This is a genomic window from Cellulophaga omnivescoria, assembly GCF_001999725.1.
Classification (GTDB): Bacteria; Bacteroidota; Bacteroidia; order Flavobacteriales; family Flavobacteriaceae; genus Cellulophaga; species Cellulophaga omnivescoria.
Genome location: NZ_MDDP01000002.1, coordinates 13,226 through 29,894, shown reverse-complemented (window position 1 = coordinate 29,894; position 16,669 = coordinate 13,226). Strand labels below are relative to the sequence as shown.

The 16,669-nt window shown below is 31.6% G+C and carries 9 protein-coding genes; 6 read left to right on the top strand and 3 right to left on the bottom strand.

Annotated features, from left to right (window positions below; translation table 11 throughout):
• Positions 1-118: 118 nt before the first annotated feature.
• Positions 119-1,810, bottom strand: coding sequence for a lysine--tRNA ligase (lysS, locus tag BFJ87_RS01115; RefSeq protein WP_077398810.1), 1,692 nt, complete (start codon positions 1,808-1,810; stop codon positions 119-121).
• A 272-nt stretch (positions 1,811-2,082) separates the two neighbouring features.
• On the opposite strand from lysS, the gene BFJ87_RS01110 reads away from it, so the two are divergent.
• Both BFJ87_RS01110 and lipB read left to right on the top strand, forming a co-directional pair.
• Positions 2,083-2,241, top strand: a complete 159-nt coding sequence (locus BFJ87_RS01110) for a YqaE/Pmp3 family membrane protein (protein ID WP_013620258.1) — start codon at positions 2,083-2,085, stop codon at positions 2,239-2,241.
• Between the two features lie 15 nt (positions 2,242-2,256).
• A complete protein-coding gene (lipB, locus tag BFJ87_RS01105; RefSeq protein WP_077398808.1) occupies positions 2,257-2,961 on the top strand; it encodes a lipoyl(octanoyl) transferase LipB in 705 nt (234 codons plus the stop codon).
• Positions 2,962-2,965: 4 nt separating this feature from the next.
• Here the strand turns inward: lipB and BFJ87_RS01100 are convergent, their stop codons facing one another.
• Both BFJ87_RS01100 and BFJ87_RS01095 read right to left on the bottom strand, forming a co-directional pair.
• A complete protein-coding gene (locus BFJ87_RS01100) occupies positions 2,966-5,392 on the bottom strand; it encodes a hypothetical protein (RefSeq protein WP_077398806.1) in 2,427 nt (808 codons plus the stop codon).
• 39 nt (positions 5,393-5,431) lie between these two features.
• Positions 5,432-6,028, bottom strand: a complete 597-nt coding sequence (locus BFJ87_RS01095; protein ID WP_077398804.1) for a ribonuclease HII — start codon at positions 6,026-6,028, stop codon at positions 5,432-5,434.
• 428 nt (positions 6,029-6,456) lie between these two features.
• Here BFJ87_RS01095 and BFJ87_RS01090 point away from each other — a divergent pair, with 428 nt between their 5' ends.
• From BFJ87_RS01090 to BFJ87_RS01075, 4 genes are all read left to right on the top strand, one after another.
• Positions 6,457-9,576, top strand: coding sequence for a SusC/RagA family TonB-linked outer membrane protein (locus tag BFJ87_RS01090; RefSeq protein WP_077398803.1), 3,120 nt, complete (start codon positions 6,457-6,459; stop codon positions 9,574-9,576).
• A gap of 15 nt (positions 9,577-9,591) precedes the next feature.
• Complete coding sequence (locus tag BFJ87_RS01085; RefSeq protein ID WP_077398801.1) at positions 9,592-11,010, top strand: RagB/SusD family nutrient uptake outer membrane protein; 1,419 nt, start codon at positions 9,592-9,594, stop codon at positions 11,008-11,010.
• A 402-nt stretch (positions 11,011-11,412) separates the two neighbouring features.
• Positions 11,413-14,676, top strand: coding sequence for a SusC/RagA family TonB-linked outer membrane protein (locus tag BFJ87_RS01080; protein WP_077398799.1), 3,264 nt, complete (start codon positions 11,413-11,415; stop codon positions 14,674-14,676).
• A 4-nt stretch (positions 14,677-14,680) separates the two neighbouring features.
• Positions 14,681-16,195, top strand: a complete 1,515-nt coding sequence (locus tag BFJ87_RS01075; protein ID WP_077398797.1) for a RagB/SusD family nutrient uptake outer membrane protein — start codon at positions 14,681-14,683, stop codon at positions 16,193-16,195.
• Positions 16,196-16,669: the final 474 nt, after the last annotated feature.

Here is a 16,669-nt window from a genome sequence, read left to right as displayed (position 1 = left end):
TTAACAGTACTTAAAAATTAAAACAAACAAACTTATTTGTTTTGATGATGGTTATCTTTTAACCAAAAACAGCGTTACTTAATAGTAACGCTGTTTTAAATTTATTGGTAAATGGATTTTACGCTATTTCTACAAACAAACCATCATCAGTTTTATTCACTTTAGCAACACCATTTTTTGTTAATTCTTTAATAGTTTTATCCCATTTTTTATTACTTAAACCAGAATTAGATTTTAATTCATTTAATGGTAGTTTTTCAGCCTTTTTTAAAAGAGCTAAAACAGCTTTACCTTCATCACTTAAAGCAACCGCTTTACGTTCTGGCTTCATTTGAGGAAAAAACAATACCTCTTGTATAGATTGGTTGTTGGTTAAAAACATAATTAACCTATCCATTCCTATTCCCATACCAGATGTAGGTGGCATACCGTATTCTAAAGCACGTAAAAAGTCCTCATCAATAAACTCAGTAGCTTCATCATCACCTTTTGCGGCAAGCTTTAATTGGTGCTCAAAGCGCTCTCTTTGGTCTATTGGGTCGTTAAGCTCAGAGTATGCATTTGCAATTTCTTTACCACAAACCATAAGCTCAAAACGCTCTGTAAGTTCTGGGTTATCTCTATGCTCTTTACAAAGCGGACTCATTTCTTTTGGGTAATCTGTAATAAATGTAGGTTGTATGTAATTGCCTTCACATTTTTCGCCAAAAATTTCATCAATAAGTTTTCCTTTACCCATTGTGGCATCAACCTCTATACCCATACCTTTAGCTGCTTCAAAAATTTCAGCTTCAGTTTTACCAGTAATATCAAAACCAGTAAAATGTTTAATAGAATCTGCCATTGTTACACGTGCATAAGGCGCTTTAAAATTAATTTTATGCTCGCCAAATGTAGCTTCACTTGTACCGTTAACAGCAATTGCACAATGTTCTAGTAGTTTCTCACAAAAATCCATCATCCAATTATAATCTTTGTAAGACACATAAATTTCCATAGCTGTAAACTCTGGGTTATGTGTTTTGTCCATTCCTTCGTTTCTAAAGTTTTTAGAAAACTCATAAACACCATCAAAACCACCAACAATTAAACGCTTTAAATAAAGCTCGTTAGCAATTCTCATATACAACGGAATATCTAAACTGTTGTGGTGTGTAATAAATGGCCTAGCAGCGGCACCGCCAGGAATAGGTTGTAAAATTGGAGTTTCTACTTCAAAATAACCAGCGTCATTAAAAAAGCTACGCATTGCGTTAAACAACTTAGTACGCTTAACAAAAACCTCTTTAACGTGCGGATTTACAACTAAATCTGCATATCTACGACGGTAACGTAACTCTGGGTCATTAAATTCATCAAAAACTTTGCCTTCAGAATCTACTTTTGGTAACGGCAATGGGCGTAAAGATTTACTAAGTAATGTAAACTTTTTAACCATTATTGTTTTTTCACCTACTTGTGTAGTAAATAAATCACCTTCAATACCAATAATATCTCCAATGTCTAATAGTTTTTTGTAAACATCATTATACAGGGTTTTATCCTCACCAGGGCAAATTTCGTCTCTGTTAAAATAAACTTGTACCCTACCTTCGCCATCTTGTAGCTCTGCAAAAGAAGCTTTACCTTGAATTCTTCTAGACATTAATCTACCAGAAATAATCACCTGTTTACCCTCTTCAAAATTTTCTTTAACTTGTTTAGAGGTAGTGTTTACTGGGTATAAATCTGCCGGATATGGGTTAATGCCCATTTCTCTTAGCTTGCCTAATTTTTCCCTTCTGATGATTTCTTGTTCCGAAAGCTGCATATATCTATAATTAAGGCTGCAAATATAGTTACAAACTGGTAATCTATCAAAGTAGAAAGTACATTAGCATATAAAGGTTTTTAAATTTTTATATTTTGATGCTAGTATGTTGTAAATCAAAAGGGTTAAAAGTGCTGTTTTTGGTTAATGAGTATTTGGTTTATCAACCTAAAAACAAACCTTAAATAGTGTTTTGGAATAAATTTGAAGAAAAATAGTAACAATTAGTGTTTTGAAGCGTCATATAAGTACATCAATCAAAATAATAATAAATGAGTTTTTGGAGAGTTTTATTGGCTATTTTATGTCCGCCTTTGTCTGTTATAGGTAAAGGATGCGGATCTATAGTTATTGTATTTTTACTATGGTTATGCGGTTGGGTGCCTGGCACAATTGCGGCACTTATAATATTGAATAATCCAGACAGATAATTGTATCTTTGTAGAATGAATAAAGAAGTATTTCTACAAGATTTAGGACAGAAGGATTATAAAGAAACTTGGGACTACCAAGAAGATCTTTTTAAAGAAACTTTAGATATAAAAATAAAAAACAGGCGAGAAGATGCTGGTTTAAAAACACCTAATCACTTTTTGTTTGTAGAGCATCCGCACGTGTACACTTTAGGTAAAAGTGGCGATATGGCTAATTTGTTAATAGATGAAGAGCAATTGGCTAAAAAAAACGCTACTTTTTATAAAATTAACAGAGGAGGAGATATTACGTATCACGGTCCTGGACAAATAGTTGGTTACCCAATATTAGATTTAGATAACTTTTTTACAGATATACACAAATACTTACGGCTGTTAGAAGAAATGGTAATTTTAACCTTAGCAGAGTATGGTTTAAAAGCGGAACGTTCTGAAGGAGAAACTGGAGTTTGGTTAGATGTTGGTACACCGTTTGCTCGTAAAATTTGTGCAATGGGTGTGCGCGCTAGTAGATGGGTAACAATGCACGGTTTTGCCTTAAATGTAAATGCAGATTTAGGGTATTTTGATCTTATGATTCCGTGTGGAATAAAAGATAAAGCAGTAACTTCTTTAAACGTTGAATTGGGTAAAAAAGAAGTAAATATAGCAGAAGTAAAAGAGAAATTACTAAAGCATTTTACAGCATTGTTTGAAGCGGAAATGGTTTTAAAATAGGCTATTAATTTATTTTATACACAATTATAGAGTTGTCTAAGTCTTTAGCAACCAGTTCTAGCTTTTTATCATTGTCTATATCGGCTAAGTCAATTAATGAGCTTCCGTAAACCGGAAAGTTTTGTATGGCTTCTGCGTTGCTATCAAACAAATATATTTTTTGGTTCTGTAAGTCGGTAACGGTAACGTATATTTTATTGTTTATGTAAAATATTTTTGGTTTACTGTACATACCTAACTCTAAAGTTACTTTTTTTCCTTTAATGGTTATGGTATTCTGGTCCATTAATACTAGTGTATTGGTTGTGGCATCTATACCGTGATCTTTAATAAGGTTAAATTTAGAAGCAGAAGTTTTACCGTTGGTAGTTATTTGGTGTAAAACAGCAGTAGTATCTGTAACTGTAAATTTATTTTTAAACAAGACTACATCATTGTTAGAAAATGCAATTTTATTAGTTGTTTTTACTCTTACTTTACCAACTCGGTTTAAAATTTTAAGCGAGCCGTCTTCAAGCATAAAAACCAGGTAGTCTTTATTGCCAACAACAAAGTGCTGTGGTTTTTTTATTATAGAACTGCTAGCTTCTGTGTATTTAAAACCTGTAACAATTTCTGCTTTAGTATTGTACATAAATACTTTTTTGCCTTGGGTAACAACAAATCTGTAATTTTTGTTGTTTTCATAGTCAAAAACGGCTAATTCGTTCAAGTTTCCACCATCATAAGTTATAGAGAAGGGGGCAACTAATTCTCCGTTTCTGTCTAAAATTAAAAACTGATTATTGGTTGTAAAAGCAAATTGCAGCCTACCGTTTTTGTATAGGTCTACTTGTTTTATCTTTCCTTGTATTTTACTTTCCAATTGTTTTTTCCACAATACTTTTCCGTCTGTAGAAATTAGATATAAATTATTTTCTATATCCTGTACTATAATTTCTTTTTTATTGGTTCTGTGGTTTTTTACAAATTGTGGTTCTGTGGCTAAATCATTATCTAATTGTATAGTAAAAATTGGAGTAGTAGTGTTAGCCTTAGTTGCTTTATTAATTTTTTGAATTGTTATATTAGTGTGGTAAAAGTTAGCATCTGCAACAAGCTGGTTTGCATAAAAATAATCATTTAAATCAAGTTTAATTTTGTTTTCTAAAAAGGTGGAATTTAAAAGTTCTTCAAGTTTTTTAGAATTAGAAATTTGCAAAACAGAAGATTGTTTTGCCATAGTTTCTGTAGCAGATGTGTATAGTGGTGTTTTATTAAAAGTGGTACCTGCTTTGTAATTACTAATAATGTCTTGTAGTGTCTCAATTTCTTCAGTAAAAATAAAAGCATTACCTAAAATAGTGTAGTAATTGGTACTAAACTCCTGTATTAAAGGGCTAAAAATAGATGTTAAAATAGTGTTGCTATTTAATGTAATTATAGGATTGTCTTTGTTGTTAGTTTTTTTATAAGTACTTAAGTATTCATCTATATTATCTGCGCCAAAGGTTTGTAGTAAAACTGCTTTTTTAGAATTTGTTGTAATTATAGCTATTTCTTCAACCGTAGTAAAAATTGAGTCAATTTTGGTTTTTATACCTAAATATTTTAATCTGTTTTTTGCAAATGTTGTATAGTTTGTAAATGTGTATGATGTTATAGCCTCCGTTTGTAGAGGTGCATAATTTTGAGCTCTATTAGCTACTGCTTTGGTATTTTTAAATAAATTTAAAAAGTTAACAAGGCTGTCATTAGTTGTGGTAATCCCAGCTAAATTTAATTGATTTTGTTTGGTGTTAATGTCTAATGAAACCCAATTTATATTTTGTTTAATGCTTAGGCTGTCTTTATTACTAATATTTGTTAAAAACCAATCATTATTTTTATTGGTGAAAATTGTAGCAGTTTTATTGTTGTTAGATGCATTATATAATTTATAAATACTAGGGTCTACACTTTTAGAGCTATTAAGTGTACTTATAATTAAATCTTTATCTGAAGAAAAAATAGTAAACGGTTTTTTAGTAACTGTATAATATAAAACACTGTCTATTTTATACTCTTTATAATTAATGTTGTTTATGGTTTTTGTACTGTGGGTAAATAAACTATCAAGATTATGCAGGTTAACAGAATCTTTGGTAATGTATAAATAGCTGCTAATAATACTATCTTTAGTATTAAAAGTTAAAAGACCTTTGTTGTTTGGTTGTAAATGATTTAAAATTTTACTAGCCTCCTTAAAAGTTTTAAATTTATGAGAGTTCATTAAAGTATTTAAAACCTGGTTATTTTTAATGTTACTACTAAGGCTATTGTAATCGTTTATTTTTAAAATTACAGATGAGTTGTTAGGTAAGTAATCTAAAATATGTGTTTTAGTTTGTTGTTTACTAGTACAACTAAAACAGCAAATGATGAGTAACGCAATAACAATTTTTAATTTCATACAATTACAACTTATAATAACAAAGTTAAATTAATTTACCTATAGCGGAAATTTTAATTGCTCTGGTAATTGTTTAAAGCTTTTACGGTGGTATTTTGTTAGTCCAAATTCTCTAATAGCCTCTCTGTGCTCTTTAGTGGGGTAACCTTTATTTTTTTTCCAGTTATACATAGGAAATTCTTTGTGTATTTTTTCCATATATGCATCTCTGTACGTTTTTGCTAATACAGAGGCTGCTGCAATACTCAAAAATTTTGAGTCGCCTTTAATAATGCATTGGTGTTCAATTTTTTTATAAGGTTTAAAACGGTTACCATCAACAATTATAAACTCTGGTTTGGTAGTTAGCTTACCTACGCTTTTATGCATAGCAAGTATAGACGCGTTTAAAATGTTTATTTCATCTATTTTTTTAGGGTAAATATGTGTAACTCCAAAACAAATGGCTTGTTCTTCTATAATAGGTTTTAAAAGTTCTCTTTTCTTTTCAGATAGCAATTTGGAGTCGTTTAATATGTCGTTTTTAAAATTCTCTGGTAAAATAATTGCAGCAGCGGTAACAGGTCCTGCTAAACAACCACGTCCCGCTTCATCAGTTCCTGCCTCGTTAATTAATTTGTAGTAAGATTTTAACATAAAAAGTGATAATTGGAATGTAAAACTAAGTATAATTTTTATTTAAATGTATTGTGTTCTGTGCGGTTAAAAAATTCACACTTAAGAACCTTTAACTTTTACTGATAATAATTAGTTATCATAAAAACTTGTTTGGATTAACGCTATTTAATTATATATATACTGTTATATTATCTAGTATATACATATGTTTTTTTTTGTAAGGTTTTTACTAGTTGGTATTAAGTATTAATCATTTTGTATTTAAATTTTTCACATTATTTTGGTTAAAAAATAAGGTGTTTTGTTGCTTTATGTGTCTTAATTTTAGTAAAAGCTTAATAGTTCTTTTATTTTTAACATTTACTGCTTTCGTTAACTATAATTTCTTGTGAGCTTAACTCTTAATTAGGAATTTTGTTAGATACTAACTCAAAAAATAATAATAAATGAGAACGAAGGTAGCTTGGATTTTAACACCCTTATTGGTGATGTTAATGAGCTTCTCTTATGCGCAAGAGAAGACAATTACTGGTAATGTTACAGATCATGAAGGTTTGGCATTACCTGGAGTAACTGTATTAGTTGTAGGAACAACTACAGGAACTCAAACAGATTTTGATGGTAATTATACTATCAAAGCAAGTGTAGGACAAATATTGCGTTACAGTTATGTTGGGCAAAAAACTACTGAGAGAAAAGTTGGTTCATCAAACACTATAAGTTTGCAAATGGATGAAGATGCTGAGGCATTGGATGAGGTTGTAGTGGTGGCTTATGGATCGCAAAAAAAGAAGTCTATTGTTGGTTCTGTAACCTCATTAGGAGAGGAAATGATTGATAGTCAACAATTAACAACTATAACAAGTGCAATACAAGGTACTGTTGCTGGTGTTAATGTAATTACGTCAGGTGGTCAGCCAGGTTCTAATCCAACTATTAGAATTCGTGGTATAGGTTCTATTAATGCCAGTGCAGAGCCTTTAATTGTGGTAGATGGGGTTCCGTTTAATGGAAACATAAATAGTATTAGTGGTGATCAAATAGAATCTATGAATATTCTTAAAGATGCATCATCTACAGCTTTATATGGTTCTAGGGCGGCAAATGGTGTTGTTTTAATTACCACAAAAAAGGGGTCATACAATTCAGGTTCTAAAATTACAGTTTCGGCTGTGTCTGGTTTTTCTACTCCGGCTGTTGCATTACACGACCGTATTGGTAATGATGATATGATGAGATATTCTTGGGAAGCAGAAAGAAATAAAAATTTATACATAACTGGTCAGTCTGCAACAGACGCAGGTATTAATGCATCACAAAGTTTAATTTCTAATTTAGGGTACAATCCATATAATGTTGCTCAGCCTGTAGATCAAAATGGTAATTTAGTACCAGGAGCTACTTCGTTATGGGAGACAGACTGGGAAGATGAAATGTTAAGAAGTGCAGCACAACGTAACGAATATACTGTAAGTATTTCTGGAGGTGGAGAATCTTCAAGGTTTTTCTTATCTGCAAATTATTTAAACCAAGAGGGGGCTGTAAGAGAATCAGATTTTGAAAGGTTTACAACTAGATTAAATTTAGAAACCGAAGTTAAAGATTGGTTAACAGTTGGTTTAAATACATCTTTATCTACATCAAAACAAAATTTCCCTACTCAATCAGGAAGTACTTTTCAAAGTTCATACCAATGGATATACAGTATGTCTTCAATATATCCATTATATAGAAGAAATGAAAATGGAGGTCTTGTTTTAGATAATTCTGGTAATAGAATATATGATTATGGTTCTACGCCAGGTCAATCTGTTAATGGTAGTAGACCGTTGTTAGGTAATGAAAATGCAGTAGGTTCGTTATACAATTATGATGATGTTAACAAAAGAACTAATGCCCTAGTAAACGGTTTTGCGAAAATTAAATTTTCTGATAATTTATCTTTTAAGACGAATTTGTCTTACGAAAATTATTTATTTGATAGTAATAGTTATGATGCTTACGATGTAGGTGTTGCATCAAGTGTAGGTGGGCGTGTAGCTCAAGATAGAGATATTACTACAACTTTTAACTTTACCAACTCTTTAAACTATGATAAAACTTTTGGAGATCATAGTATACAGGCAAATGCAATTTTTGAAGCCTATAAATTAAAAGTTGATGCACTAGGTGCTCAAGGAACTGGATTTTTACCAGGTGTAAAAGTTTTAAATGGTAGTACGCTGCCAGAAGGTGTTAGTGGCTTTATTAGTGAAGATAGATTAACATCATATTTAGGCCGTTTAGCATACAGCTATAAAGATAGATATTTTATAGAAGGTTCATACCGTAGAGATGGTTCTTCAAGATTTTCTGAAGATACAAGATGGGGTAACTTCTTTTCTGTTGGTGGATCTTGGGTAATTTCAGATGAGAACTTTTTGGCAGGTAGTAGTACTATTAATCTACTAAAGTTAAGAGCTTCTTATGGTGAGTTAGGTAATAATGGTACTTCGTCATATTTTCCTTATTTACAAGGTTTTGAAACAGGAAACAATGAGTTGGATAACACTGGTGTATTACTAGGAGATGTAACAGATCCTAATTTAACATGGGAAACTTCGGCATTATTTAATGTTGGTTTAGATTTTTCTTTGCTTAATGATAGATTAGATGGTAGCTTTGAATACTACAGTAAGGAGTCTATAGATTTAATATATACTAAACCATTACCAATTTCTACAGGTAACTCTGGTATAACTACTAATGTAGGGTCAATTAAAAACTCTGGTTACGAAATGTCTTTAACAGGAAGATTAATTCAAAACAATAAGGTTACTTGGACTTTAGGAGTTAATGCTGCAATTAATAAAAATGAAATTACAGAGCTAACTCAGGATGAATTTATTACTGGTACTAAAAAATGGAAAGAAGGAAAGTCTTTATATGATTTCTTTATTCAGGACTGGGCAGGAGTAGATCCTGAAGATGGATACGGTATGTGGTATAAAGATGTATTGGATGTTGATGGTAACCCGACTGGAGAAAGAGAAACAACAAAAGATTACTCTGAGGCAACAAGGTATTACCAAGGTTCTTCTTTGCCAGATGTAACAGGAGGATTAACAACAGATTTAAAAGTTGGAGGTTTTGATTTTAATATGTTATTTAATTTTAGTTTTGGAGCGCAAGTCTATGATAGTTCATATGCTGGTTTAATGGATGGTTTTTCTAGACCAGGTTACACCGCTTCTCCTGATATAGCTAATAGATGGACGCAACCAGGTGACATTACTGATGTGCCTTTATTATTAAATTCTCAGAATGACTTTAATGGAACATCTACAAGATTCTTATTTGATAATGATTATGTGAGATTAAGAGCTATTACTTTAGGATATACTTTACCGTCAGATATTACTAAAAAGGCATATTTAGACAATGTTAGAATTTACTTAAGAGGTGATAACTTGTTTACTTGGCAAAGCCATAAAGGAATAGATCCTGAACAAAGTTTAGCAGGTACTACAGACAGTAGATCTTCTTTGTTAAAAACAATTAGTTTAGGTCTTAATGTACAATTTTAATAAAATTTAAAGAAAATGAAGAATATTATAAAAAAAGGAATACTATCCTTATTATGCACAAGCTCTTTAGTATTTGTTGGTTGTTCAGAAGATTATTTGAATGAACCACAGCCAACTGAAGTAGTTGCAGAAAGTGTAATTTTTGGGTCTAGAACAGGTGTAGAATCTTTTCTGTCTGGAATTGCCAGAAGAGCTAGACGCCAATTTACAAGTGTTGATGCTGCAGGGGTAAATTCTATTTATTTCGCAAGAACAATAAAAGGTAATGATTTAATTCATGCTCGTTCATGGTGGGGTTTTGACTATGATAATGATAACAGAGAGCCTACTTACCGTAGAACTTCTTTTTCATGGGAATTTCCTTATTATATGATTAACCAAATTAATGCGTGTATTAATGGAGTAGAAACTTCTGAACTATCAGAAATTGATAAACAAGAGCTTACGGGACAAGCAAAAGCACTTAGAGCATTTTATTATTTTCAGTTAGCATTAGAATTTCAAGAAGGTTATACAGAGGCTAACAGAGATTTACCTGCGCCTCCAATTTATACTGAGCTTTCAACAGAGGGTAAACCTATGGGGACTTTAGGTGAACTTTATGATTTTATTGTAGATGATTTAAAAGTTGCAATTTCTTCTTTAACAGAAGAAAGGTTAGGGAAATCCTATGTTAATGTTAATGTTGCTAATGGTATATTGGCTAGAGTTTACTTAGCAATGGGTAATTGGAGTGGTGCAGAAGCTGCTGCCTTTGCTGCTTACGGAGGTAATGTTAACGAGGTTTTAGATCCTGCTACTTACGGAAACGGTTTTGATGATATTAGCAATAAAGAATGGATATGGGGTATGCCTCAAACAGGTGACCAATCTAACTATTACTATAATGCACCATCTGCCTTTGTAGATCCAATTACACCTGCATATAATAATGTATATATTAATGAGTACTTTTCAAATGAGTTTACTGCAACAGATGCTCGTAATACTTTTCAGGTTGGTACAGCTACTGATTATACTAAGGTTACAAGTACAAAATTCTTGTTTGCTTTCTCTAGTGATATAGTTATTATGAGAACTGCGGAAATGATTTTAATTGAAGCAGAAGCTAAGTTTAGACAAGGAGATGAAACAGGAGCTAAAGATTTGTTATTTGAATTACAAAGTAATAGAGATCCATTGGCTGTTAAGTCCTCTAATACAGGTGCTGCTCTTGAGGAAGAAATTCTTTTAGAGAGAAGAAAAGAAATGTATGGAGAGTTTGGTGTTGAGTGGTTTGATGCCAAGCGTCTACAAAGAGGCATTGTTAGAACTCCTAATCACAGAATTGTAAAGAATTTAGAACCAAATGATAAGAGATTTTATTTAAAAATTCCTCAGGTAGAAATTGATGCCAATGAGAATATAGATAACTCTGTAAATGCTAATAGATAAGCAGTAGCTTTTCTACATTTTATATTTTAACCGTCAAGAGCTATTGCTCTTGACGGTTTTTTTGTTAAAAACATAAATATGTAGTCTTTAGATTGTTAATGTTAATTAATGTTAATAGGCTTTAATCTTATAATTTTTATTTTTCTCAAAACAATAAGTTTTGTGGAGTTATTAATTTATACAACCCATTATATTTTTATTTGTATGATTTTTAGTACAGTATAAATTAACAAATGTTATTTTAATGTGTATTTTTATATGTTTTTTTGCAATCGTAAAAGGTTAATACTATGACGATTATGTAATGTTTTTAACATAAAATTTGCGTATTAACATTTTATCTTTGGTTCTTTAACTTAAATTTAAGATTTTTGCTAAGTACTAACTCAAAAATTAAAATAAATGAGAACAAAAGTAACTTGGATTTTAACACCCTTGTTGGTGTTATTTATGAGTTTCTCTTATGCACAAGAGAAAACAATTACAGGTAACGTTACAGATCAGGATGGTCTTCCGTTACCAGGTGTTACTGTTTTAATTGTAGGGACTTCTACAGGAACAGAAACAGATTTTGATGGTAACTACACCATCAGTGCAAAAGTTGGTCAGGTATTGCGTTACAGTTATATTGGTCAAAAAAACACTGACAGAAAAGTTGGTGCTAGCTCAACAATTAATGTGCAAATGGCTGAAGATGCCGAATCTTTAGACGAAGTAGTAGTTACTGGTTTTGGTAACGTGTCAAAAACTTCTTTTGCAGGATCTGCAAAAGTAGTTGCAGGGGAGAACATCTCTCAAAAATCATTTACTAACGTTTCTCAGGCTTTAGCTGGTGAAGCAGCTGGGGTTTCTGTATTTAATACTTCAGGTCAGCCTGGTAGTACTTCTACAGTAAGAATTAGAGGTTTTGGCTCAGTAAACGGTAGTCAAAGTCCGTTGTATATTGTAGATGATGCACCTTTTAGAGGTAGTTTAAATGATATCAATCCAAATGATATTAAATCTGTTACAGTTTTAAAAGATGCTTCTGCAACCTCTCTTTATGGAGCAAGAGGAGCTAATGGTGTAATTGTAATTACAACTAAAAGAGGTTCAGATACTGGTAATGAAATTAACGTATCTATTAAAACAGGTGCTAACTTCCAAGGTATTGGTAGATATGAAACTATTGAATCTCCAGAGGAATACATTGGTATAGCTTGGGAAGGAACTTACCAGAGAGGTTTATTAGAAAATAATGGTGATGAAATAGCAGCAATAGATTATGCAAATGCAAATTTATTTGAAGGTGCAAATGCAGATGTTTCAGATATTTCACCTGTTTACAATATGTGGAATGTTAGTGATAGCGGTGCTCAAGGTGTTTCTGAATTAATAGACCCTGCTACAGGAATGGTTAGACCAGGAGTAACTAGAAGATATACGCCAGAAGACTGGGAAGATTTTGCTTTTCAAAGTGCTAACAGAATAGAAGGTAACATATCATTAGCTAATACTGGTGAAAATTCTTCAGTTTATACATCAGTTGGTTTTATTGATGATCAAGGTTATGCAAGTAATACAGATTACCAAAGATTAAATGCTCGTATTTCTGCAACAAATAAGTTTAGAGACTTTATAAAAATGAATACTTCTTTAAACTACGCTCAAAGTGAAACCAATAACAACGGGACAGGAAGTTCTTCTTCTTCTCAATTTTGGTGGATTGATAACTTACCAACAATATATCCTCTGTTTACAAGAGATGCAAACGGAAACAAAATAGAAGATCCAATTTATGGTGGTTTCTTGTATGATTATGGTTTAGAAGATGGTCGTGGTTTTGGTTTTGCTACAAATGGTGTTGCAGATTCTCAAATTAACATTAGTAGGTCAAAAGATAACTCTGTAAACTTTACTAATGACTTAAAAATAACATTAGTAGAAGGTTTAGATTTAGAGAATAATTTCTCTTACCAATATTTTATGAGTGATGATATTCTTTTAAATGAACCTTTTTATAGTCCTTCTAAAGGTCAGGGTGGTGTAATTAACAGATCTAGATCTGAGGTGAAAAACTATACTATTAGAACAGGACTTAGATACAACAAGTCATTTAATAATATGAACTTATCAGCTTTTGTATCTCACGTAGCAACTGCTTATGAGTTTAATTACTTAGAAGCTGAGCGTTCTAAATTAGTGACTCCTTTTGGAACAGATATTTCAAATGGTGTTGTAAATGCACCTAGTGATGGTTTCACTAGAGATGAGAGAACTGAAAGTTATATAGCAAATGCAACTTTAGACTTTTCAAGCAAATACTTTTTAAATGCTACTTTTAACAGAGATGCTTCTTCAAGATTTGTAAATGAAAAATGGGGTAATTTTTATTCTGTTGGTGGTGCATGGGTAGTTTCTCAAGAAGATTTTATGTCTGGCTCTAAGTTTGTAGACTTTTTAAAATTAAAGGCTAGTTACGGTGTTCTAGGTAACTCTGGTGTATTAAACGGTACTGCTAATAATTATTATCCTGGTTACAACTTATACTCTGTTAATAACTTAAATGATAACATTTCTTTAGCTTTTGCTACAAAAGGTAATCCAGATCTTACTTGGGAAAGTTCTAACCAGTTTAACGTTGGTGTAGAATTTGAACTTGGCGGTTTTGTTGATGGTTCTATTGAAGCATACAGAAAGTCTACTACAGATATGTTTTTTGACAGAAGAGTTGGCCCTTCAGTAGGTTATGCTTTAATATCTGTTAATGACGGTGAATTATTAAATTCAGGTGTAGAATTTGATTTAGATTTTAAAATAGTTGATAGTGATAAATTTAATTTATCATTTGGAATTAATGGTTCTACTTTCAAAAATGAATTACAGGCAATGCCTATTGACCCTGCAACAGGTGAACAACAAAAGCTTGATATAGATGGAAATTATGCTCGTACAGTTGGGCGTTCATTATATGACTATTATATGCCAGTTTATGCAGGTGTTAACGTAGATACTGGTGCAGCACAATGGGAGCGTAGTTTTAATGACTTAGATGGAGATGGTGTTTTTGGAACTGGTGATGAGATTATTACCAATTTAACATCATATATGAATGATAATCCTGATGCAACAATAGTTCAAGATATTACTGAGGTATATTCTGAAGCTGCAGATAAGTTTATCAACAAAACAGCAATTCCAGACATTACAGGTTCTTTTAGGTTAAACGCTTCTTACGGTAACTTTACTTTAAGTACTTTGTTTAACTATTCTTTAGGAGGATATGCTTATGATACTGCTTATGCAAACTTAATGGACAATGATTATGCAGGTACTAATAACTTCCACGTAGATATTAGAGATCGTTGGATGCAACCTGGTGATGTTACAGATATACCAAGACAAGATGCAAGATTTCAAATTCAGCAAAATGCTACATCTACAAGGTTCTTAGTAAAATCTGATTACTTAGCTTTAAATAATGTTAGATTAGGGTATACATTACCAAATGATATTAGTGAGCAAATAGGTCTAAAAAAGTTAGACTTTTATATTACAGGTGATAACCTTGCATTTTTCTCAAAAAGACAAGGATTTAATCCATCTACATCTATAACTGGTGGATCTAGTATTTACAGATATAATCCATTATCTACAGTTGTTTTAGGTGTTAATTTAAAATTATAATATTATGAAAACAATAAATAAAATAATTTATGCAGGAGCTTTGTTATTTATGAGCTCATGTAGTGAAGACTTTTTAGAGGTATATCCAACAGAAACTTTATCACAAGAACAAGTGAGTGAGGCTTCTAAAATTAATCCAGATGTATCTAAAGCTACATTACTAGGTATTTATGAAAACTTATACCGTAGAGGTAGTGGTGGTACTGGTAGTCAGGAAGATTTTGGTATTACTACACAGTACATTCAGTTAGATATGTTTTCTGCAGATATGGCTCATTTAGGTAAGAGTTATAACAGACAAACACAAATTTCTGAGTTAACAGCTACAGTAGACCCAGATTCTGAATATAATTACAGACCATGGAGATTTCTTTTCAGAATTATTAACTTATCTAATTTAGTTATAGATGGTGCGGGTGGTAATGACGTAGTGCCAGAAACAGAAAACCTTAGATATACAGTTGGTCAAGCAAAAGCTCTTAGAGGGTACGCTTATTTCTTTTTAGCACATGTTTTTGTAAATGATATTACAAATATGTCTCAAGAAGTACTTCCTATCTATACTAGTGCAGAAGACATAGATCAGCCAAAATCTACTTTGCAAGAGGTTTTTGATTTGGTTATAAAAGATTTAACAGATGCAGAAACTTTGTTAGAAGGTTTTGTTAGAGAAGATAAAATTGAAATTAACCAAGATATTGTTAGAGGTTTATTAGCAAAAACTTACGGAGCATTAAATAATTGGCCTAAAACTGAAGAGTATGCTGCACTTGTGGTTAACTCTGGAAATTATCCAATTATGACTGCAGATGAAGTTGCTTTATTGCCAGATGAAAGTGGAGCAGTAGGTGGTTTTAATGATATTAACTCTATTCCTGGTATTATGTGGGGTATTGATATTACACCAACTGGTCAAGGTTTAGCATCTTTATTTTCTTGGTGGGGTTTTATGGACGTGTACAGTTATAGTTATGCTGCCGTAGGTAACTCTAAAGGAATGGATGCAGATTTACATGCTAATTTTAGAGATGATGATATCAGATTAAATCAGTTTTCTGCAAGTTTACAACCTACTGGTAAGTTTTACTATAAAGGAGCAGAGCTTAATGGTTTTGCAGCCTTTTCTGGCCCGCAATCTAATATAGATTCAGATTCTCATTATATGAGAATAGCAGAAATGTATTTATTACACGCAGAGGCTGCGGCAGAAAATGGTAATGATGCAGCTGCAAGAACTAGTTTAAAAGCTTTATTAGATTTAAGATTAGATGACAGTTCTTATATTGATGGTTTATCTGGTCCTGCCTTAGCAGAGGAAGCTGCTTTACAAGCGCGTTTAGAGTTATTTGCAGAAGGACAATCTTACTTTATTATGAAGAGAAGACGTGAAACTAGAACTAGAGGATCTAACTGGTTAGACTTTTCAGGAGATTCTTTTAGTCATGATGATGAGCGTTTAACTTATGAAATTCCTCAAGAAGAGATTTTATTTAATCCAAATATTAATTCTCAGAATTAAAATTTAAACATTTATTTTATTTAACCGCCAAGAGCAATTGCTCTTGGCGGTTTTTTTATGGTTTTATTTATCTGTAAAAGGGTGTTGGTTGTTAATCTGTAATGTTTTCATGAACAATTGTACTTGTTAAATTAACACTGTCTTGTCTTACTTTTCAATGATTAAATTTCTTCTGTTTTAACTGCGTAAAATTAAGAATATGATAAGAAAGTTGCTGTTATAGTAATTTTTACGCAACAAAAATCAATTTTTTTTAATAATTAATGTAATTAACAAAGTTTTAATACGACAAAGTGCTTTATAGATACTTTTTAAGTTGCTGTTTTCTTATTTATAAAAGTTTTTTGGGTAGTACTAATTCTTTGTAGGACACTGAATTTACTAAGTATCTATTTTAATTAAATAATTTTTAGTCCAGTTTAATTACTTGTTATAAATCTAAAAATGCTAAAAAATTGTTAATAGTATTTTTTA

Excerpts from the sequence above, each read along its gene's own strand:
- BFJ87_RS01080 (WP_077398799.1), top strand. The coding sequence starts at position 11,413 with ATGAGAACAAAAGTAACTTGGATTTTAACACCCTTGTTGGTGTTATTT.
- BFJ87_RS01090 (WP_077398803.1), top strand. The coding sequence starts at position 6,457 with ATGAGAACGAAGGTAGCTTGGATTTTAACACCCTTATTGGTGATGTTA.
- BFJ87_RS01110 (WP_013620258.1), top strand. The coding sequence starts at position 2,083 with ATGAGTTTTTGGAGAGTTTTATTGGCTATTTTATGTCCGCCTTTGTCT.
- BFJ87_RS01100 (WP_077398806.1), bottom strand. The coding sequence starts at position 5,392 with ATGAAATTAAAAATTGTTATTGCGTTACTCATCATTTGCTGTTTTAGT.
- BFJ87_RS01095 (WP_077398804.1), bottom strand. The coding sequence starts at position 6,028 with ATGTTAAAATCTTACTACAAATTAATTAACGAGGCAGGAACTGATGAA.
- lysS (WP_077398810.1), bottom strand. The coding sequence starts at position 1,810 with ATGCAGCTTTCGGAACAAGAAATCATCAGAAGGGAAAAATTAGGCAAG.
- BFJ87_RS01075 (WP_077398797.1), top strand. The coding sequence starts at position 14,681 with ATGAAAACAATAAATAAAATAATTTATGCAGGAGCTTTGTTATTTATG.
- BFJ87_RS01085 (WP_077398801.1), top strand. The coding sequence starts at position 9,592 with ATGAAGAATATTATAAAAAAAGGAATACTATCCTTATTATGCACAAGC.
- lipB (WP_077398808.1), top strand. The coding sequence starts at position 2,257 with ATGAATAAAGAAGTATTTCTACAAGATTTAGGACAGAAGGATTATAAA.